The 19,629-nt window shown below is 62.3% G+C and carries 20 protein-coding genes; 3 read left to right on the forward strand and 17 right to left on the reverse strand.

Features of this window, described 5'->3' with window-relative positions:
* Window positions 1-33: 33 nt before the first annotated feature.
* From phoR to pstS, 7 genes are all read right to left on the reverse strand, one after another.
* The gene (phoR, locus tag AAG793_RS04935; RefSeq protein WP_341904830.1) at window positions 34-1,356 is read right to left on the reverse strand and encodes a phosphate regulon sensor histidine kinase PhoR; all 1,323 of its coding nucleotides are present in this window, start codon (window positions 1,354-1,356) and stop codon (window positions 34-36) included.
* Window positions 1,357-1,431: 75 nt separating this feature from the next.
* A complete protein-coding gene (gene phoB, locus AAG793_RS04940) occupies window positions 1,432-2,148 on the reverse strand; it encodes a phosphate regulon transcriptional regulator PhoB (RefSeq protein ID WP_341904833.1) in 717 nt (238 codons plus the stop codon).
* 5 nt (window positions 2,149-2,153) lie between these two features.
* Window positions 2,154-2,855: a phosphate signaling complex protein PhoU gene (gene phoU / locus AAG793_RS04945; RefSeq protein ID WP_341904836.1), complete on the reverse strand. Its 702-nt coding sequence runs from the start codon at window positions 2,853-2,855 to the stop codon at window positions 2,154-2,156.
* Window positions 2,856-2,857: 2 nt separating this feature from the next.
* A complete protein-coding gene (gene pstB / locus AAG793_RS04950) occupies window positions 2,858-3,643 on the reverse strand; it encodes a phosphate ABC transporter ATP-binding protein PstB (protein ID WP_341904838.1) in 786 nt (261 codons plus the stop codon).
* Window positions 3,644-3,696: 53 nt separating this feature from the next.
* A complete protein-coding gene (gene pstA / locus AAG793_RS04955; RefSeq protein ID WP_341904842.1) occupies window positions 3,697-4,551 on the reverse strand; it encodes a phosphate ABC transporter permease PstA in 855 nt (284 codons plus the stop codon).
* 34 nt (window positions 4,552-4,585) lie between these two features.
* Window positions 4,586-5,584 carry a phosphate ABC transporter permease subunit PstC gene (pstC, locus tag AAG793_RS04960; protein ID WP_341904845.1) on the reverse strand — a complete coding sequence of 333 codons (999 nt, stop codon included), beginning with the start codon at window positions 5,582-5,584 and terminating at the stop codon, window positions 4,586-4,588.
* 94 nt (window positions 5,585-5,678) lie between these two features.
* On the reverse strand, window positions 5,679-6,710 hold the full coding sequence (gene pstS / locus AAG793_RS04965) for a phosphate ABC transporter substrate-binding protein PstS (protein WP_341904848.1): 1,032 nt from the start codon (window positions 6,708-6,710) through the stop codon (window positions 5,679-5,681).
* Window positions 6,711-7,043: 333 nt separating this feature from the next.
* Here pstS and ppx point away from each other — a divergent pair, with 333 nt between their 5' ends.
* Complete coding sequence (gene ppx / locus AAG793_RS04970; RefSeq protein ID WP_341904851.1) at window positions 7,044-8,543, forward strand: exopolyphosphatase; 1,500 nt, start codon at window positions 7,044-7,046, stop codon at window positions 8,541-8,543.
* A 76-nt stretch (window positions 8,544-8,619) separates the two neighbouring features.
* Here ppx and AAG793_RS04975 read toward each other — a convergent pair whose 3' ends face one another.
* Window positions 8,620-8,919, reverse strand: a complete 300-nt coding sequence (locus AAG793_RS04975) for a hypothetical protein (protein ID WP_341904854.1) — start codon at window positions 8,917-8,919, stop codon at window positions 8,620-8,622.
* Between AAG793_RS04975 and AAG793_RS04980 the strand changes: the two genes are divergently transcribed.
* Window positions 8,903-9,118, forward strand: a complete 216-nt coding sequence (locus tag AAG793_RS04980; RefSeq protein WP_341904857.1) for a hypothetical protein — start codon at window positions 8,903-8,905, stop codon at window positions 9,116-9,118. The two genes, AAG793_RS04975 and AAG793_RS04980, sit on opposite strands and share 17 nt — an antisense overlap.
* Before the next feature lie 64 nt (window positions 9,119-9,182).
* Here AAG793_RS04980 and AAG793_RS04985 read toward each other — a convergent pair whose 3' ends face one another.
* The 6 genes from AAG793_RS04985 to AAG793_RS05010 all read right to left on the reverse strand — a co-directional run bounded on the left by AAG793_RS04985 (window position 9,183) and on the right by AAG793_RS05010 (window position 15,092).
* The gene (locus AAG793_RS04985) at window positions 9,183-9,656 is read right to left on the reverse strand and encodes a histidine phosphatase family protein (protein WP_341904861.1); all 474 of its coding nucleotides are present in this window, start codon (window positions 9,654-9,656) and stop codon (window positions 9,183-9,185) included.
* Window position 9,657: 1 nt separating this feature from the next.
* Window positions 9,658-11,772 (reverse strand): polyphosphate kinase 1, encoded by a 2,115-nt coding sequence (gene ppk1, locus AAG793_RS04990; protein ID WP_341904864.1) that lies wholly within the window; start codon window positions 11,770-11,772, stop codon window positions 9,658-9,660.
* A gap of 66 nt (window positions 11,773-11,838) precedes the next feature.
* Complete coding sequence (locus AAG793_RS04995; protein WP_341904866.1) at window positions 11,839-12,966, reverse strand: glycosyltransferase family 1 protein; 1,128 nt, start codon at window positions 12,964-12,966, stop codon at window positions 11,839-11,841.
* Window positions 12,963-13,841 (reverse strand): UDP-2,3-diacylglucosamine diphosphatase, encoded by an 879-nt coding sequence (locus AAG793_RS05000; protein WP_341904869.1) that lies wholly within the window; start codon window positions 13,839-13,841, stop codon window positions 12,963-12,965. The genes AAG793_RS04995 and AAG793_RS05000 overlap by 4 nt, the downstream gene beginning before the upstream one ends.
* Window positions 13,841-14,716 carry a GNAT family N-acyltransferase gene (locus AAG793_RS05005; RefSeq protein WP_341904871.1) on the reverse strand — a complete coding sequence of 292 codons (876 nt, stop codon included), beginning with the start codon at window positions 14,714-14,716 and terminating at the stop codon, window positions 13,841-13,843. Before AAG793_RS05005 ends, AAG793_RS05000 begins: the two co-directional genes overlap by 1 nt.
* 115 nt (window positions 14,717-14,831) lie before the next feature.
* Entirely contained in the window at window positions 14,832-15,092 is a 261-nt protein-coding gene (locus tag AAG793_RS05010) for a hypothetical protein (RefSeq protein WP_341904874.1), read from the reverse strand.
* 207 nt (window positions 15,093-15,299) lie between these two features.
* On the opposite strand from AAG793_RS05010, the gene AAG793_RS05015 reads away from it, so the two are divergent.
* Window positions 15,300-17,522 (forward strand): PhoX family phosphatase, encoded by a 2,223-nt coding sequence (locus AAG793_RS05015; protein ID WP_341904876.1) that lies wholly within the window; start codon window positions 15,300-15,302, stop codon window positions 17,520-17,522.
* A 176-nt stretch (window positions 17,523-17,698) separates the two neighbouring features.
* Here the strand turns inward: AAG793_RS05015 and AAG793_RS05020 are convergent, their stop codons facing one another.
* From AAG793_RS05020 to arsC, 3 genes are all read right to left on the reverse strand, one after another.
* On the reverse strand, window positions 17,699-18,244 hold the full coding sequence (locus AAG793_RS05020; RefSeq protein WP_341904878.1) for a hypothetical protein: 546 nt from the start codon (window positions 18,242-18,244) through the stop codon (window positions 17,699-17,701).
* Window positions 18,245-18,404: 160 nt separating this feature from the next.
* Window positions 18,405-19,148, reverse strand: a complete 744-nt coding sequence (gene arsH, locus AAG793_RS05025) for an arsenical resistance protein ArsH (protein ID WP_341904881.1) — start codon at window positions 19,146-19,148, stop codon at window positions 18,405-18,407.
* Window positions 19,135-19,566: an arsenate reductase (glutaredoxin) gene (gene arsC, locus AAG793_RS05030; protein ID WP_341904884.1), complete on the reverse strand. Its 432-nt coding sequence runs from the start codon at window positions 19,564-19,566 to the stop codon at window positions 19,135-19,137. Before arsC ends, arsH begins: the two co-directional genes overlap by 14 nt.
* Window positions 19,567-19,629 lie beyond the last annotated feature (63 nt).

Consider the following 19,629-nt stretch of genomic DNA (forward strand, 5'->3'; position numbering starts at 1 on the left):
CCCGTTGTGCATGCATCGCCTTCGGCGGGCTTTTCAGGCGGCCTGAATGTCGCGCACGCGCATGGCGGGGAAGATGATCGCAAACAAGGACCCGCTTCCCAACTGGCTTTCGATGTGCAACTCGCCACCGTGTCTTTGCACCACATGCTTGACGATGGCCAGTCCCAGACCGGTTCCGCCGGTCTCGCGTGAACGGCTGCGGTCCACGCGGTAGAAGCGCTCGGTCAACCGGGGAATGTGCTCCGGGGCAATGCCTGGTCCGGAATCCTTCACGCTGAATTCCACGCGCCCGTCGCCCAGCATGCGCCAGCCAGCCTCAATCAGGCCGCCGGGAGGCGTATAGCGGATGGCATTGCTGAGCAGATTCGACATGGCGCTCAGCAGCTCGCTGGGTGTACCTGCCAGCTCCAGCGGAGGCGAGGGGCTGAACAGCAAGGCATGCGGCAGGTCAGGGGACAGCAAGGCGGACAAGGACCGCCCTTCCTGCTCGCATTGCGTGAGCAGCGTGGCCAGCGGCGTCCAGTCGCCAGTGCCTGGCTGAGGGCTTCCCTCCAAGCGGGACAGCGTGAGCAGATCATTCACCAGTGTCTGCATGCGATGCGACTGCTGCGCCATCAGCCCCAGGTAGCGCATGCGGTCATCCTCGTTGAGCGGCAGCGACTGCAGGGTTTCCACAAATCCGGCCAGCACGGTGAGCGGCGTACGGATCTCGTGCGACACATTGGCCACGAAATCGCGACGCATGGTCTCGGCCTGCTCAACAGCAGTGACGTCGCGCGACAGCAGCAGCTTGCGGCCCTCGCCATAGGGATGCAGGCGCACCGCGAGGCGAACCGGCCGGCTGCTGGTGCTGCGCGGCCCGATCATCACCGCCTCAGAGGCGTAGTCATTCGAGGAGTGATAGGCCGTGAAAACCGGATCGCGAACCAGGTTGCCAACCAGTTGCAGCATGTCCCGGCGCATATCGAACCCGAAGTGATCTGCAGCGGTTTCGTTGCACCACTCGATGCGGCCCTGGGCGTCCAGCAGCACCACGCCGTTGGGCGACGCCTGGATGGCCGCCAGAAATTCCCGCAGCCGTGTCTGGCTGTCTTCCACCTGAATCTGGCGCGTGCGCAGGGCCCGGCGCATGCGGTCGGCGGCCTCGCCCCACATGCCATTCATGCGTGGCGGTTCGGCCTGCGCGCCACCCCGCAACCAGCGCAATACGCGCTCGCCGCGGAAACCGTCAATGATGAACCAGCAGACGCTGGCCGCAATCACACCCGCCAGCGCACCGCGCGACCGGGCTGACGACCAGCCGACCAAGCCACCGGCCAGATGCAATAACAGGAATACCCAAAGGCGCCAGAGCATGGGGTAATTGTGACGGCTTTACGGACGCTTTTTGACTGCGCCCGGAGACTCCCGCGGCTGACCAGCTCCAGCGCTTCAGTGTGGGGTTTCGACGGACGGGAATTGAACCTGCGCGGTGAGCCGGTAGCCCGCACCACGCACGGTTTCGACCATCACGCCCGCCACACCCAGCGCCTCGCGCAGGCGCTTGACATGAACGTCCACGGTGCGCTCTTCGATGAACACATGGTCGCCCCACACCTTGTCGAGCAACTGGCCCCGGCTGTGAACGCGCTCGGGGTGCTTCATCAGATAGTGAAGCAGTTTGTACTCGGTTGGCCCCACCTTGAGCAGTTGCCCCTGCCACGACACCCGGTGTGTGGCAGCGTCAAGCACCAGTTCGCCAATCGTCACGCTGTCATTGACCTGCTCTGGCGCGCGGCGACGCAACACGGCGCGGATGCGGGCCAGCAGTTCCTGGGTTGAGAACGGCTTGGTCACATAGTCGTCCGCCCCTGCGTCCAGACCCTGCACCTTGTCTGGCTCGTCACCACGGGCGGTCAACATCAGGATGGGGATGGCCTTGGTCCGGGCATCTGCGCGCCACTTCTTGGCCAGCACGACGCCGCTCTGGCCGGGCAGCATCCAGTCGAGCAGGATGGCATCCGGCAACACGGCATCGAGTTCACGCTGCGCCGACACGCCATCCTCAGCCCAGATGGGCTGAAAGCCGTTGTGGCGCAGGTTCACCGCGATGAGTTCGGCGATGGCCGGCTCGTCTTCAACAATCAGGACGCGGGGCTGGTGTTTCATTGCGCTTACCGGACCACAGACTCAATGGTTTCCATGGAGGTGTGCCGGATGTCGGCTCCCTTGACCACGTAGATGATGAACTCGGCGATGTTCTTGGCATGGTCGCCGATGCGCTCGATGGCCTTGGCCAGGAACAGCAGATCCAGACTCGGCGAAATCGCGCGCGGGTCTTCCATCATGTAGGTGATGAGCTTTCGCACGAAGCCGTCGAACTCCTTGTCGATCGCATCGTCTTCCTTGAGGATGCTGACCGCCATGTTCACGTCCAGTCGTGCGAATGCGTCGAGCGCCTTGCGCAGCAGACCGGAAGCCAGATCGGCAGCCACGCGCAGCTCCGAGGCCGGCATGGTGCGCGCAGCGCCACTTTCGATGATGGACTTGACCATGCGTGCGATCTTGTCGGCCTCATCGCCTGCACGCTCCAGGTTGGCCGTGGTCTTGGAAATCGCGATCAGCAGACGCAAATCGCGCGCGGTGGGCTGGCGACGCGCGATGATGGACGACAGCTCCTTGTCAATCTCCACTTCCATGGCGTTGACACGCGATTCGGCTTCAGAAACCTGGCTTGCGGCATCGGCACTGAACTGTGCCAAGGCGTAGACCGCCGTGCGGATCTGCGACTCCACCAGACCGCCCATCTCCATGACGCGGGTGGAAACGTTGGTCAGTTCGCTGTCGAACTGGCTGGACAGATGCTTGTCACTCATGATCAACCAAACCTTCCTGTGATGTAGTCTTCGGTTTCCTGCCGTTTGGGCTTGAGGAATATCTGATCGGTTTCGCCAAATTCGATGAGCTCACCGAGATACATGTAGGCGGTGTAATCGCTGCAACGCGCCGCCTGCTGCATGTTGTGGGTCACGATGGCGATGGTGTAATCCTGCTTCAGCTCGTGCACCAGCTCTTCCACCTTGCCGGTGGAGATCGGGTCCAGCGCAGAGGTGGGCTCATCGAGCAGGAGCACCGAAGGCTTGACCGCCACGCTGCGGGCGATGCAAAGCCGCTGCTGCTGGCCACCCGACAGTGAAAGACCGCTCTGGTTCAGCTTGTCCTTGACCTCATTCCACAGCGCGGCCTTGGACAAAGCCCATTCGACGCGGTCGTCCATTTCGCTCTCGCTGAGGTTCTCGTAAAGCTTCACGCCAAAAGCGATGTTCTCGTAAATCGACATCGGGAACGGCGTGGGCTTTTGAAAAACCATCCCGATCCGGGCTCGCAGCAGGTTGATGTCCTGCTTGGGATCGAGGATGTTCTGGCCATAAAAGTTGATCTGGCCTTCTGCACGCTGACCGGGGTACAGGCTGTACATGCGGTTGAGTGTTCGCAAAAGAGTGGATTTGCCGCAACCCGACGGGCCGATAAAGGCCGTGACCTTGCGTTCTTCAATGTCCAGGTTCACATTCTTCAGGCCCTGAAATTTTCCATAATAAAAATACAGGTCCCGCAACTCAAGGGCGTTTTTCTTTGCTTGCACAGCAGCAGCGGTATTTGGCATCAGAGGCTCCCGAATCTCGTAAAAGTCAAATGTCTAATTGAAGATGGTCGACGTCAACCCCGCGACTTTTCACGCAGGAAGACGCGTGCCACGATGTTGAGCACAAGAACCGACAGGGTGATCAGCAGCGCGCCACCCCAGGCAAGACGGATCCAGTTGTCGTAGGGGCTGAGCGCAAACTGGAAAATGACCACCGGCAAATTGGCCATCGGCGCGCCCATGTCGGTGCTGAAGAACTGGTTGTTGAGCGCAGTGAACAGCAGCGGTGCTGTTTCACCACTCATGCGTGCGACGGCCAGCAGAAGACCTGTCATGACACCGCTTTTGGCCGCCCGCAGCGTGACCATGGTCGCCACTTTCCAGCGAGGAGCGCCGAGCGCAAACGCGGCTTCGCGCAGACTGCCAGGCACCAGACGCATCATGTTTTCGGTGGTGCGCACCACCACGGGCACCGCGATCAGCGACAGCGCCAGACTGCCGGCCCAGCCCGAAAAATTGCCCACCGTGGCCACTGCAATGGCATAGACGAACAGACCGAGCACGATGGACGGGGCGGAAAGCATGATGTCCGTCACGAAGCGCGTCAGCTCCGCCGTCTTGCTCTGGTCACCGTACTCGGCGAGGTACACGCCGGCAAAAACGCCGATCGGCGTGGACACCAGCACCGCAAAGCCGACCATCATCAAGCTGCCCACGATGGCATTGGCCAGACCCCCGCCCTCGCTGCCGGGCGCAGGCGTGGACTGGGTGAACATGTTCCAGTCCAGCGCAGCGAAGCCGTTGGAGAACAACACACTCAGAATCCACAGCAACACAATCAGGCCGAGCACCATGGCACCCATGGAGAGCGTCAAACCGACGGCATTGGTGAGCCTTCTGTTCTTGTAGAGTTGTTGGTTGAATTTCATCAGGACTTTCCTTTGGGATGAAGTGCGGCAGGGCTTACAGCCCCTTGGCCTTTTCAGCGCGCAGCATCATGATCTTCGCGAGCGAAAGCACGATGAAGGTGATGACGAAGAGCAGAAAACCCAACGCAAACAGCGTGGACAGGTGAAAGTCCGCCGCCTCTCCGAATTCATTGGCCAGCGTGGACGCGATAGAGGTGCCCGGCGAGAAAAGCGAGGTCGGCATACGGTTGGCATTGCCGATCACAAAGGTGACCGCCATGGTTTCACCCAGCGCCCGGCCCAGGCCCAGCATGATCCCGCCGATAACGCCCTTTTGGGTGTACGGAAGAACCACTCGCCGGACGACTTCCCAGGTGGTGCATCCCAGCCCGTAGGCCGATTCACGCAGGATAGGCGGCACGATCTCGAAGACATCGCGCATCACCGCCGCCACAAACGGCAGGACCATGAAGGCCAGCACAATGCCGGCAGCGAGGATACCGAAGCCGTTGGTGCTTCCGCCGAACAGGAAGCCGATCAAGGGCATGCCGCCCAGCAACTGCTGCACCGGCATCTGAAAGTAGTCGGCGAACAGCGGCGCAAACACGAACAAGCCGAACATGCCGTAAATGATGGACGGCACGGCAGCCAGAAGCTCTACCGCGATACCCAGGGGCCGACGCAGCCAGACCGGGCAGGTTTCGGTGAGGAACAGCGCGATCCCGAATGCCAGCGGCACGGCGATCAGCATGGCCAGCCCGGAACTGGCAATGGTGCCCACAATGGCAATCGCAGCACCGAATTCTTCATTGATGATGTCCCACTCAACACGCCAGATGAAGTTGAGGCCGAACTTATGGAAGGTGGGCCAGGCGTTGATGAACAGCGAGACGATGATGCCCACCAGGGCAATCAGCACCAGCAGCGAGAAGCTTTGGGTGATGCGGTGAAACAGGACGTCGTGAAAACGTTGCCGCCTGGCAATCGAGGCCATGTTGGGATTGGCGGTTTCGGCAGGCACATTCAGCGGATTCATGGTGATTTCCACGCTCATTTTGACTCCCATGTGAGGTCACCCAATCTGATAAATAAAAATCCGCCGGCCAGCCCACGCCGGTCGGCGGATCTCACTTCAGGATCAGTTCAAATCACTTCGCGATCTGCGACCACACCTTGGTGCGAATCTGGGCAGTCAGCGCGTCAGGAAGAGGCACGTAGTCGAGCTCTGCAGCCATCCCTTTGCCGTTCTTGAAAGCCCAGTCAAAGAACTTTAACACCTCGGCAGACTGTGCTTTATCGGCCGGATTCTTGTACATCAGGATGAAGGAAGCCGTGCTCACTGGCCAGCTGTTGGCGCCCTTGGCATTGACCATGGAAATGCCCATGCCAGGAACGCTGAACCAGTCGGCACCCGCTGCCGCAGCGGCGAATGCGGAGTCATCCGGGCTCACGTATTTGCCTTCAGCATTCTGCAGCTGCAGGAAGTTCATGTTGTTCTTTTTGACGTACGCGTATTCCACGTACCCCAGTGCACCCTTGACGCGGTTGACGTTGGCAGCAACGCCTTCGTTGCCCTTGCCGCCGACTGACGATGCGGCAGGCCATTTGACGGCAGCGCCGCGGCCCACGGTGTCAGCCCATTCCTTGCTGACGACCGTCAGGTAGTCGGTCCAGTTGAAGGTGGTGCCGGAGCCGTCAGCGCGGTGCACCACGGTGATGTTCTGGTCAGGCAGCGTCTTGCCAGGGTTCAGGGCGACGAGCTTGGGGTCGTTCCACTTGGCGATCTTGCCCAGGAACATTTCGGCCAGCACGGGGCCGGTCACGCGCAGTTCGCCCGGCTTGAAGCCGTCCACGTTGATCACAGGCACCGTGCCGCCGATGATGGCGGGGAACTGCACCATGCCGTCTTTGTCCAGATCGGCACCGGGCACCGGCGCGTCGGTCGCGCCGAAAGCAACGGTTTTGGCGCGGATCTGGCGGATACCGCCGGAAGAACCGATCGACTGGTAGTTCAGTCCGGTACCGGTTTCCTTTTTGTAGGCTTCAGCCCATTTGGCGTAAATGGGGAATGGGAAGGTAGCGCCAGCGCCGGTGATATCGGCTGCGATGGCGGAACTCATGCCAAAGGTGGCAAAGGCAGCGACGGCCATTGCCTTGAGGAAAACGCGCTTGTGTTTCATGTGGCTCCTTACGGTTTGGTAAACGACTCAACAAGTCAGACTGTAGAAGCCGAGTGTGACAAGTACATGACAATTCCATGAAGGTTTTGACCCGATCTGCCAGCCCATCCATCGTGGTTTCCGGCACAAGTTGCCCGCCTTGGCCCGGTGCAGTTCCGATGAGAGTCCGGTTTCACTGTCTTGTCAGGATGACCAACGGCGGGCCATATTCCGTCTGCTCTGCTGGCCTGTCCCTCGCTCAAGACCGGCAAACCTCGGCAGCCGTGGCGCACCTGCCGAACGGCGGGGCCCTGCCAGCTTTGCTATGCTGGGGTGAAAACCACAACAACCGACATGCAAAACGGCACCCTCCTCGCTGCTGTGGACCTCGGGTCCAACAGCTTTCGCCTTGAAATCGGCCGCCTCGACCACGGCCGCATCAACCGCACCGAATACCTGAAAGAGACCGTCCGCCAGGGCAACGGGCTGGATGCAGACCGCAACCTGACCGCCGAGGCCATGCAGCGCGGCTGGGACTGCCTGGCCCGGTTTGGCGAACGCCTGGCGGGCTTCAAACGGCCCCAGGTGCGCGCGGTGGCCACACAGACACTGCGCGAGGCCCGCAACCGCGAGGAGTTCATCTCCCGTGGCGCCAAAATCCTCGGCTTTCCAATTGACGTGATCTCCGGCCGCGAAGAAGCCCGGCTGATCTATCAGGGCGTGGCCCACCTGCTGCCGCAGTCGGACGAACGCCGCCTGGTGGTGGACATCGGCGGCCGCTCCACCGAGATGATTCTGGGTCAGGGGCTGGAAGCGCGCACCATGGAGTCCTACCGGGTGGGCAGCGTTGCCTGGTCGATGAAGTACTTTCCGCAGGGTCTGTTCACCCCACGGGCCTTTGAAATGGCCGAAATCGCGGCCAAGGCGGTGCTGGAAGAAGCCATCGACGTGTATCACCAGGGCGCTTGGGATGTGGCCTATGGTTCGTCCGGCACGATAGGTGCCGTCAGCGACGCCCTGAGTTCTTCTGGATGGCCTGCCGGTGTGGTCACCCGCGAGGGACTGGACTGGCTGCTCGACCGGTTGATCAAGGCACAAAGCGCAGACAAGCTGCGGCTTGAAGGCATGAAAGACGACCGTCGCGCCGTGATCGGCGGCGGTATCAGCGTGCTGCGGGCGGTGTTCGAGCAACTCGACATCGACCGCATGGAGACGGCCCAGGGTGCGCTGCGCCACGGCGTGCTGTACGACTTGCTGGACAGGGAACAGGACCAGACCGATCTGCGTTCGACCACGGTTCAGCGCCTGTCGACCAAATTCAGCACAGACACCGTGCAGGCACAGCGGGTGAGCCAGGTGGCTCTGCAGCTGTTCACCATGGTGGACGCCGGCCGGCCAGCACCGGAATCAGCCCGCCTAAGGCGCAAGCTGCAATGGGCCGCACAACTGCATGAAATCGGCAGCCAGATTTCACACAGCGATTACCACAAGCACGGCGCCTACATCCTGGACAACGCCGACGCCCCGGGCTTTGCGCTGGCCGAACTGCACCGGCTCAGCCAGCTGGTACTGGGGCACCGCGGCAAACTGCGCAAGCTGGAAGTCAACTTTGAAGACCGCACCTTCATTCAGCAGCTGATTTGCCTGCGTCTGGCGGTCATCCTGTGCCACGCTCGCCGCGACCCTGATCTCAAGGGCATGCAATTCGATTGCGGCGCTGAGCCCGGCCGGATTTTTGTCCTGACCTGTCGCGCAGGCTGGGCCGAAGCCTTTCCGCAATCGGCACACCTGCTGCGCGAGGAAATGGTGGCCTGGCAAAAGACACCGTGGACCTTGCTCGTGTCCACCGCCTGAGGTGCAGGTCGCCTGCTGCGCGCAGGCCCTCCACACCACCCATGTTGACCCCCGTTAGATTAACCGTATAAACTGTTTACACCGTTTGACTGAAGCGTTTCGACTTCAGTTTCTCCTTGAGTTTCAGTTTCATATTCCGACAAGGGCTTTTTATGGTTACTGCAAAGAAAACTTCTCCCGTCAAATCTGCGGCCGCTACCCGAAAAAGGGGAGCGAGCGCTCCATCACCCACCAGGCCAGCGGCGAAAAAGCGGCCGGCCAGCAAGGCCCCCGCGCGCCCGGTTTCCAGCAAGCCTTCTGCCAAGGCAGCTGAAGCACCAAAAGTAAAAAAGGTGGAAAAACCGAAAAAGCCCAAGCTGGTGAGAGACAGCTTCACCATCCCCAAGCTTGAATATGTTGTTCTGGAGGAGCTCAAACAGCGGGCCAACCGCTTGACGCGCCCTGCCAAGAAAAGCGAGTTGCTGCGTGCGGGCATCAAGCTTCTCGCCAGCCTGCCAGACGCCGGCTTTCTGGCGGCGATGGAGCAGGTCCCCGCCATCAAGACCGGTCGTCCGGCTGCCGACAAGCAGGCCTGAGTCTGGGTTCAGTCCCAGGAACACCTGCGGCTCATTTGCTGTTTAGTGCGCCCTGGTGGCCGGCTTACATCACTTCCGGCGACTGCACCGTCACCACAACGGTCTGGTTGGTGCCATCCCGATCCCGGTGACGCAGCCACCAGATCGAGCCCTTCTTGACGGCGCATTCGCTCTCCTGCAGCCCCATCAAACGCGCGATGGTCTGACCCAGCGTGGGCTGGTGTCCCACCACCAGAATCGGCGCCTTGCACTGCGGCCACTGAACCAGCTCCAGCAACTGGTCGGGCGTGGCATCGGGGGCCAGTTCAGGCCTCAATTTGTACTTTCGGCCCAGCGCCAGCGCGGTCTGCTCGCAGCGGCGGGCCGGGCTGACGAAGATGCGGGCGCCGTCGGGTAATTGACGGTCCAGCCAGGCGGCCATGCGGGCGGCCTGTTTTTCACCCCGAGGGGTCAGGGAGCGCTCCAGATCGCGCGCGCCGTCCGGGTCGCCTTCAGGCCAATCCTCGGCTTCTGCGTGACGCCAAAGAATCAGGTCCATCCTATTTGTCCTGCTCGCGGGGCGCTGCGTAACGCGCCATCAACGCCGCCTGCGCACCATGCTGGCGGTCAGCGTGGTGCCCGTGCGGCTTGACCCGCAGATAGGTGCCGTCGGGCTGCAAGTCCCAGGCGTCGCGGCCATCGTGCAGATAGGCCACCAGGCACTCGTCGATGATGCGCTGGCGAATGGCCGGGTCTTTGACCGGCCATGCCAGCTCGATGCGCCGCAGCATATTGCGGTTCATCCAGTCGGCGCTGGAAAGATAAAGCGTTTCCTCGCCATCGCAGCGGAAGTAAAACACCCGTGAATGTTCCAGGAAGCGGCCAATCACCGAGCGCACGCGGATGTTGTCGGTCACGCCCGGTACCTGCGCCGGCAACATGCAGGCACCGCGCACGATCAGGTCGATCTTCACGCCGCTCTGCCCTGCCCGCACCAGTGCCAGCATCAGGTCTTCGTCGGTCAGCGCGTTCATCTTGATCACGATGCGCGTGTCCTTGCCACGGGCAGCAGCCTCGGCCAGCATGCCCACACGCTCAATCAGCTTGCGGTGCAGCTGGAAAGGCGCCAGCAAGAGATGATGCAACTTGGGCAGGCGGCTCTGGCTGGCCAGATGCACAAAGACGTTGTCGATGTCTTCGGTCATCAGCGGGTCGGCGGTCAAATAGCTGATGTCGGTATAAAGCTTGGCTGTGCGCGGGTTGTAGTTGCCAGTCGACAAGTGGGCATAGCGCACCAGATGGCGCCCCTCGCGGCGGGTCACCAGCAGCATCTTGGCGTGGGTCTTCAGGCCCACCACGCCGTACACCACCTGGGCGCCGATGGACTCCAGCATCTCGGCCCAGTTGATGTTGGCTTCCTCATCAAAGCGCGCCTTGAGCTCCACCACCACGGTGACTTCCTTGCCGCGCCGCACGGCTTCGCGCAGCAGCACCATCAGCTCGGAATCGGCACCGGTGCGGTAAATCGTCTGCTTGATGGCCAGCACCTGTGGGTCATTCACTGCCTCGCGCAGGAAGGCCAACACGCCGTCGAAGCTCTCAAACGGCTGGTGAATGGACACGTCGCCCGCCTTGAGGCGTTCAAAAAACGACTGACCCGCCTGCAGCTGCTGGGGGTAGCAGGCGCGGTAGTGAGGAAACAGCAGGCGTGGGTCGTTGACCAGATCCACCAGCTGCGTGAGGCGCACCAGATTGACGGGCCCATGCACGCGGTAAAGCGAGAGTTCGGGCAGATTGAACTGCTTGAGCAGAAAACTCGACAGGTGTTCGGAGCAACCCGCAGACACCTCCAGCCGCACCGCCTGACCGTAGTGACGCTGCTCCAGCCCCTGGCGCAGGGCAGTACGCAGGTTCTTCACATCGTCTTCGTCCACCGCCAGGTCGGAATGCCGGGTCACGCGGAACTGCGAGAACTGGCCCACCTCGCGGCCGGCAAACAGCTCGTGCAGGTGGGCGCGGATCACGCTGGACAGCGACACAAACAGCTTGGTCTTGCCCCCGCCCACATTCATCGGAATCAGGCGCGGCAGCACGCGCGGCACCTTCACGATGGCGATGTCGTTGTGCCTGCCAAATGCGTCGTGCCCGCCAAGGCGGACGATGAAGTTCAGCGACTTGTTGGCGACCTGCGGAAACGGGTGCGATGGGTCCAGCCCCACCGGAATCAGCAGCGGGCGAACCTCACGCTCAAAGTAGTTGCGAACCCAGCGCCGCTGCGCGGCATTGCGCTCGCCGTGCGACACGATGCGGATGCCCTCACGCTCGAAGGCCGGCAGGAGGTCGTCGTTGTAGACCGAGTACTGGCGCGCCACCATGTCGTGCGCCAGCGAAGACAGCGCCTTGAAGGTCTGGGCCGTATAGGGGCCTTTGGACTCATTGGACTGCACCGCCTGCAGGTGGGGCGCGGCGCGAACCTCAAAGAACTCGTCGAGGTTGGACGAGACGATGCACAGAAAGCGCAGGCGTTCCAGCAGTGGCACATCGGGCCGCCTGGCCCAGTCCAGCACCCGCTCGTTGAACGCCAGAATGCTGTGGTCACGATCTAGGAACTGGACGGGCGTGGGCGTGCGCGCGGCCGAACCCGCAGCGGGAGGCGTGGCACTGGATTGGGTCATGAACAGGGGAGACTCCGCGATCAAAGGCGTTAAAAACAGAGGCGTTAAAAAGCGTTACCGGAGTGTTCACCTGTTTGATGACAACGGCGTGACAGTTCCTTGACCCGATGTTGCCACCGCAGCGGGAGTCAGGAAGGCCCCGGCGCCCCTTATCCCCGATCGTACCGGCACCAGATGCGACTCAAAAAGCCGCGCCGCATGGGCCCAGCTGAAGGCCTGGGCGCGCTGGCGAGCTTCATGGCGCGGTATGGCCAATGCCCGGTAACAAGCCTGCTGCAGGTCTTCGTCCATGACACCGCCATGACAGGTCAGCGAACCTTCATGACTTTTCTGGCCCAGCACCTCCAGCGGCCCATCCACCGGGAAGGCTGCCACCGGGGTGCCGCAGGCCATGGCCTCCAGCATCACCAGGCCAAAGGTTTCGGACCGGCTGGGAAACACAAACACATCGGCTGCCGCGTAGACCCGGGCCAGCTCAGGCCGGGCCAGAACGCCCATCCAGCGGACCTGTGGGTAGCGCTCTTTCAGCGAAGCCTCCAGCGGTCCGACGCCGCACACCACTTTGGTACCCGGGATGTCCATCTTCAGGAATGCTTCGATATTCTTCTCATAGGATACACGCCCCACAAACAGCGACACGGGCCGCACCAGCGGCTCCATCGCCGGATGGGCAGGCGGCTGTGGCTCGAATGCAAAAAGCTGGGTGTCCACGCCGTGGGTCCACGCGCGCAGGTTGCGAAAGCCCCGCCCGGCCAGCATGCGCAGCACGCCCTGCGTCGGCACCATCACGCCCGACGACGGTCGATGGAAATGACGGAACAAGGCATAGCCCCATGACAGCGGAATGCGCAGCGCCGCGTGCAGGATCTCCGGAAACTTGGTGTGGAAGGCGGTGGTGAATGCAAGCTGGTGCTTCAGGCAGTAGCTGCGCGCGGCCCAGCCCAGCGGCCCCTCGGTGGCAATGTGAATCGCCTCTGGCGCAAACGCGTCCAGCCGGGCCTTCAAACCCGCTTTGGGCCGGATGGCCAGGTCAATGCCGGCGTAGCCCGGGCAGGGCCGGGTCCGGAACAGTCCCGGGTGAATCACCTCGACCTGATGCCCCAGGGTTTCCATTTCGCGCACCAGCTCCACCAGGGTGGTGACCACGCCGTTGACTTGCGGTTGCCATGCGTCCGTGACGAGGGCGATCTTCATGCGACCGCCGCACTGGCGTAGTGACCCCGCCCTTGAGTTTCATGCGCTGGCGCCCAGTGCACCAGTTCGAGCGAACCGTCAAAATTTTCAACCAGCGCGGTGCGGCTTTCCACCCAGTCGCCATCGTTGCAATACAGCACGCCGTCGATGGTGCGCATCTCAGCTCGGTGGATATGCCCGCAGACCACGCCCTGGTGGCCTTGCCGGCGTGCCTCTGCAGCCACCGCCACTTCAAAATCAGTCACGTAATTCAATGCGCTCTTCACCTTGTGTTTCAGATAGGCAGAAAGCGACCAGTACGGCAGGCCCATGCGGGCGCGCAAGCGGTTCAGGTAACGGTTGAGCTTGAGCGTGAACTCGTAGAGGTTGTCACCCACGTAAGCCAGCCAGCGGGCGCACTGGACGACGGCATCGAAGTAATCTCCATGGATGACCCACAGCGTGCGGCCGTCGGCGGTGGTGTGCACCGCCTCGTCGATCACTTCGATGCCGCCGAACTGGTGGCCGATGAATTCGCGCGCAAACTCATCGTGGTTGCCTGGCACGTACACCACGCGGCAGCCCTTGCGCGCACGGCGCAGCAGCTTTTGCACCACGTCGTTGTGCGACTGCGGCCAGTACCACTTGCGGCGCAGCTGCCAGCCGTCCACGATGTCACCGACCAGATAGAGGTTGTCGCTGGGGTGGGCTTTCAGGAAGTCCAGCAACGCGGCGGCCTGGCAGCCCGGTGTGCCCAGGTGGATGTCGGAGATGAAGATGGTGCGGTAGCGCTTTCGCAGGCTGTCATCGCGGTCATCACGGTCATCGTCGTGGTCGCCACCACCCTGCCCCATGCCGTGGTTGATGACCCCCGCCGCATCAAACAGGCTGCGCATCAGGCGCCCCCGGTGCCAGTTGCCATAGGCTTGCCAGCGAAATGCTTGAGGTAGCGCGGCGGCAGGTCGGCAATGCGCATCATCATCGGCAAGTCAGCCGAATTGAAATCCGGGTCCCAAGCGGGCGCGCCCAGTACTTTGGCGCCAAGGCGAAGGTAGCCCTTGATCAGCGCAGGTGGCTCCACGTCGAGCGTGTCGTCCAGTTTTTCCACCGGCAGGGCCAGCCGCGGCGTGACGCGGTATTCAATCGGTGCCAGATGCGTCTGCCGCACCTGCCGCCAGATGCTGGCCGCCGCGTGCCCGCTGCACACACCGTTGTGCTGCATCGGAATGCTGGCGCAGCCGATCATGGTGTCAAGCTGGTTGCGTGCCATGAACTCCGCGAGCGCCCCCCACAGCGCCAGAATCACGCCACCGTGGCGGTGGTCAGCATGCACACAGCTGCGGCCCAGTTCGACCATGCGCTCGCGCAGGCTGCGCAGGCGTGTCAGGTCAAACTCGGTGTCGCTATAGGTGCTGCCCACGCGTTTGGCTTGCGTCGGTGTCAGCACGCGGTAGGTGCCAATCACGTCCTGGGTGTCGGCGTCGCGCACCAGCAGGTGTTCGCAATAGTCGTCGAACAGGTCCACATCGTGGCCTGGCAGTGTTTTGGCCAGGTTCGCGCCCATCTCCAGCGCAAACACCTCGTACCTCAGGCGCTGCGCCTGCCGGACTTCATCCTGGTGCCGGGCCCAGCTGACCGAAATTTTCCCCACGGCAGGTTTTTGAATCCCTTGAACATCGGACTGGCGGACAACATGACCGCTTTGATGAAGTGACCCCCGTGGCATGGCGACCGGCGACAGTGCAAAAGTGGGATTGGGCAATTCTTTCATCGTGAGCTCCTTGTGGTCTGTGTCAATCAACGCCTTGCAGCGTTCAACTGCAGCATGTGACTGCTGCTTGCGGCGGAAAAGAGCCCCGTTTCCGGGGCTTGCATATCCATGTTTCTCAATCGTTGGCACTCCAGCGACGGCTGGCATGAGCCGGTTGCCGGCGACTCGGCGCCAGCTCCTCGTGGGCCTGGCCGGGCAGCCAGGGTCGGGCCCCGGCCTTGAATCGCAGCCCGCCCGGGCTGTTCAACATGGCGCGGGCGGTGCAGCTCAGGATGCGCAGACGCTGCAATTCAAAGTCGTCCAAATCGCGGTGACCATGCGCTACACCGTCTGCGGCCATGGCCTCGCGCACTGATGGGGTTTGCTTTCTTTCCATGCCGAAAGTTTGTTCGGCAGCGATGACGTCCGCGTGTCACTTTCATGGCATCTGCGTGTCAGCGCTGCGCGCAGTGGGCCCGACTTAGGCGCACGGATGTCACCGGTTTGTCACACAGACATCACACACTTGCCGTCGGCCGATGACAAACCGCCTGACGTTCCTCAGGGTTTGAAGGCCATCCAACAACCTCGCCAAGACACGACGATGACAACACCCACCCTTCGCCCATCCGATATCTTCAACAACGAAGACTCGAACACCTCTTCCAACCCCACGTTTGACGATGTGCTGAACAGCCGCCTGAGCCGGCGCAACGTGCTGCGTGGTGGTGCCAGTGCCGCAGCAGCCACCGTGCTCGGTGGTGTGGGTCTGGCTGGCTGTGCCACCAGCAGCACCACGTCCATGGCATTGCCTGGCGAGAAGCTGCTGGCGTTCAAAGCTGTGCCCAAGAGCCTCGCCGATGTGGTCAGTGTTCCTGCCGGCTACAAGGCCGAGGTGATCTACGCGCTGGGCGACCCGATCCTGGGTAACGCAGCACCGTTCAAGAACGACGGCACCGATGCCGACTTCGAACTGCGCGCTGGCGACCACCATGACGGCATGGAATGGTTCGGCCTGAGCGACAACGGCCAGCCCTCACGCTCGGCCATCAACCGCGGACTTCTGGCGATCAATCACGAAGCCACCACCGACGAGAAGCTCACCTCCTTCTTCATCCACGCCAACGGCGGCAAGGCCAGCCTGCCCCGCCCCGCCAGCGAAGTCGACAAGGAGATGGCGATTCACGGTGTCTCCGTCGTCGAAGTACGCAAGAACGGCAACAAGTGGGACTACCTGCGTGACTCGCCCTTCAACCGCCGCCTCACGCCGATGAGCGACATCGAGATTTCCGGCCCGGCACGCGGCAACAGACTGATGGTGACCAAGTACTCGCCCACCGGCACCAAGACCCGCGGCACGCTCAACAACTGCGGCACCGGCCTCACGCCGTGGGGCACCTTCCTCACGGGTGAAGAGAACTTTGTCGGCTACTTCCACCGCACTGCTGGCGACGACGCCCGCCGCGGCAACGACAAGTCAGTGGCCTCATTGCGCCGCTACGGCCGCGCGCAGGGCGCCGCATCCCGCCACGGCTGGGAAACAGCCGGCAGTGACGACAAGTACATGCGCTGGAACAACAGCCAGACCGGCACCTCTGCCGACGGCAGCGACGACTACCGCAACGAACTCAACGGCCAGGGCTATGTGGTCGAGATGGACCCCTACGACAAGACCAAGCTGGCCAAGAAGCGTACCGCACTGGGCCGCTATGCCCATGAGAGCGCCGTGTTCAGCAAGGCCGTTGCAGGCCAGCCGCTGGCGGTCTACATGGGTGACGATGCACGCAACGAGTACATCTACAAATACGTCTCCAATGCGCGCTGGGACCCGGCCGATGCAGAGCCAGCCAACCGCATGGCTGCTGGCGACAAATACCTCGACAACGGCAAGCTCTACGCGGCCAAGTTCAACAGTGACGGCACGGGCCAGTGGGTCGAGCTGTCCATCGACAACCCCGCCATCAAGAACTTTGCCGGCTACCGCTTTGCCGACCAGGCCGACGTCTGCGTGAACGCCCGCCTTGCCGCCGATGCGGTGGGTGCCACCAAGATGGACCGTCCCGAGTGGACCGGCGTCAACCCGAAGAACGGCGAGGTGTACTTCACGCTCACCAACAACACCAACCGCACGACCGACCCGAAGAACGCGTCGCAGCTGCTGCCCGACGCGGCCAATCCCCGCGCCTACACCGACAGCCGCAGCGGCCAGAGCCAGGGCGGCAACCCCAACGGCCATGTGCTGCGCCTGAAGGAAGCCGGTTCGATGGCATCGGCAACCGCGATGACCTGGGACATCTATGTGTTCGGCGCCAAGACCGGCACATCGACGGCGTCGATCAACCTGTCGAACCTCACCGATGACCAGGACCTTTCCAGCCCCGACGGCCTCTGGTTCAGCCCGTACACCGGAATCTGCTGGATCCAGACCGACGACAAGGCCTACAACGACAAGACCAACTGCATGATGCTGGCCGCGCTGCCCGGTCAGGTCGGCGATGGCAAGGCTGTCACGCTGAACTACCCCACCGCCAACGGCAATCTGGCGGTTCAGACTCAAGTGGGCAAGTCGCCAACCGCCGACACGTTGAAGCGCTTTCTCGTGGGGCCTGCGGGTTGCGAAATCACCGGCGCTTGCGAGACGCCCGACGGCAAGGCACTGTTTGTCAACATCCAGCACCCTGGCGAAGACACCCCCATGGCCGCTGTGAACGACGTGAGCAAATACCAGAGCCAGTGGCCTGCCAATGCAGGTTACGGTCCCGGTAAGCGCCCGCGCTCGGCGACCATCGTGATCACCAAGCTGGACGGCGGTCGTATCGGTACCTGATGATCCGGGCAGGCGGGGCAGCTTGACGCTGGCCCGCCCCAGTGAATTAAGCACTGGATTGAAAATGGCTTGACCGCAAGGTCAGGCCATTTTTATTGGGGGGCCGCTTGGGGATGCACCGCGCTGCGGTGAAACTGCATCAGCGCAGCTCTGCGCCTATTTCTGTTGCCTGTTGCCTATTGTTCGGAAGGCAACAACATGGCGATGCGCTCGCTCAAGCCATCGGCCCTTTCTGCCCCGGCGACAGCCTCCACGCTGGCCAGAATATCCTGCGACACGATCAGCATGGACGCCCGGTCACGCGCATCCCGCAGCCGCTCCCTGAGGCGGGCTGCCATGTCCGGGTCTTTCCTCGCAAACATGCGTTCGCAGATATCGAAAAGGAACATGCGCGTCGTGGCCAACGAGCGTTTGCCGTCAAAGTTGTCGCCTTGAGGGCGCAGGGTTTCATTGGCACTGGCCGCACTGGTTGTCGTCGCAATGGCGGGTGACGCTACAGCCAGCGCTGGCGTCGCGGGTACCGCTCCGGGTTCCGGGGGAATCAAATAGCCTTCCACCAGCAGTTTTTCCAGGATGCTGCCGTCGTCCTGCAGTTGATCCTGAATCTGCGCACGGGTCCTGACGCCGTCGACCAGAAAGAGCGCAGACCGCTCCCGCAGTGTCAACGTTCTGGTTTTGGAAGCAATCTCGGTTTTCGCTTTTTCGGATTTTTGCAGAGGCATGGCACGCGCCGGAGTTGACTAGACAGTCATCATGTAATCGGCCCGTGTACGCGTGATGACAACGTGTCCCCCTGTGCCAGTTGAAGGGGCTTTTACCCCTGCGCTGAAACCCCTGAAGTCCCGGCTGTACGACCTGGCACTTCGGCGCTCAATAACCGCGCTAGTTCGCGCGCTGATTCACTCGCTTCGATAGCGCTTCCGCACTTTCCTTGCGCTCGCTGTAGCGGTCGGTCAGCCACGGCGTGATGCCGCGCGTGAGCAGTGTGAACTTGACGAGCTCTTCCATCACATCCACCACCCGGTCGTAGTAGGCCGAAGGTTTCATGCGACCCGCCTCGTCAAACTCCATGAAGGCCTTGGCCACCGACGACTGGTTGGGAATCGTCAGCATGCGCATCCAGCGGCCCAGCACGCGCAACTGGTTCACCGCATTGAACGACTGCGAGCCACCTGAGACCTGCATCACCGCCAGCGTCTTGCCCTGCGTCGGTCGCACCGCGCCTTGCGTCAGCGGAATCCAGTCGATCTGCGCTTTCATGATGCCGGTCATGGCGCCATGCCGCTCGGGCGAGCACCACACCATGCCTTCGGACCAGCGCACCAGACTGCGCAGCTCTTCGACCTTGGGATGACTCTCGGGTGCATCGTCGGGCAGCGGCAGACCGCGCGGGTCAAACGTGCGGGTCTCCGCGCCCATGGCCCGCAGCAGGCGCGCCGCCTCCTCGGTCAGCAACCGGCTGAAGGAACGGTCACGCACCGAGCCGTACAGCAGCAGAATGCGGGGCGGGTGAGCCACGGCGGTGATGCGGGCCGCCGCTTCTGCGAGCTGGGCAGCGTCGGGCTGCCGGAACAGCGGCCACTCCAGCTGGGGCAATTCGCTGGCGTCGATTTCAGGGCTGGACAATGCGCTCTCCCCGCTCGTTGATGACCTGCTCGCCGTCTTCCTTGGTGAATGCACCGCGCTGCGGCTGGGGCAGGATGTCCAGCACAGCCTCCGACGGCCGGCACAGCCGCGTGCCCAGGGGTGTGACCACCACCGGCCGGTTGATGAGGATGCGGTGGGCCAGCATCGCGTCGATCAGCGCGTCATCGCTCAGCGTCGGGTCGTCGAGCCCGAGTTCATCGTAAGGCGTGCCTTTGCGGCGCAGCAGCTCCCGCGCCGGCATGCCCATCTGCCGGATCAGCTCCTGCAGTTTGTCGCGGCTGGGCGGGTTGTTCAGGTACTCAATCACTTCAGGCTCTTCGCCGCTGTTGCGGATCAGGGCCAGGGTGTTGCGCGAGGTGCCGCACTGGGGGTTGTGGTAAATCGTGATGCGGGGCATGCCGGTGATTCCTTGGGTTGGTGGTTTGGGCTGTGGTTTTAGCTTGCGATGATTCAATATTTC

Origin of the sequence: Polaromonas sp. YR568, assembly GCF_943372955.1 — a bacterium.
GTDB lineage: Bacteria > Pseudomonadota > Gammaproteobacteria > Burkholderiales > Burkholderiaceae_C > Polaromonas.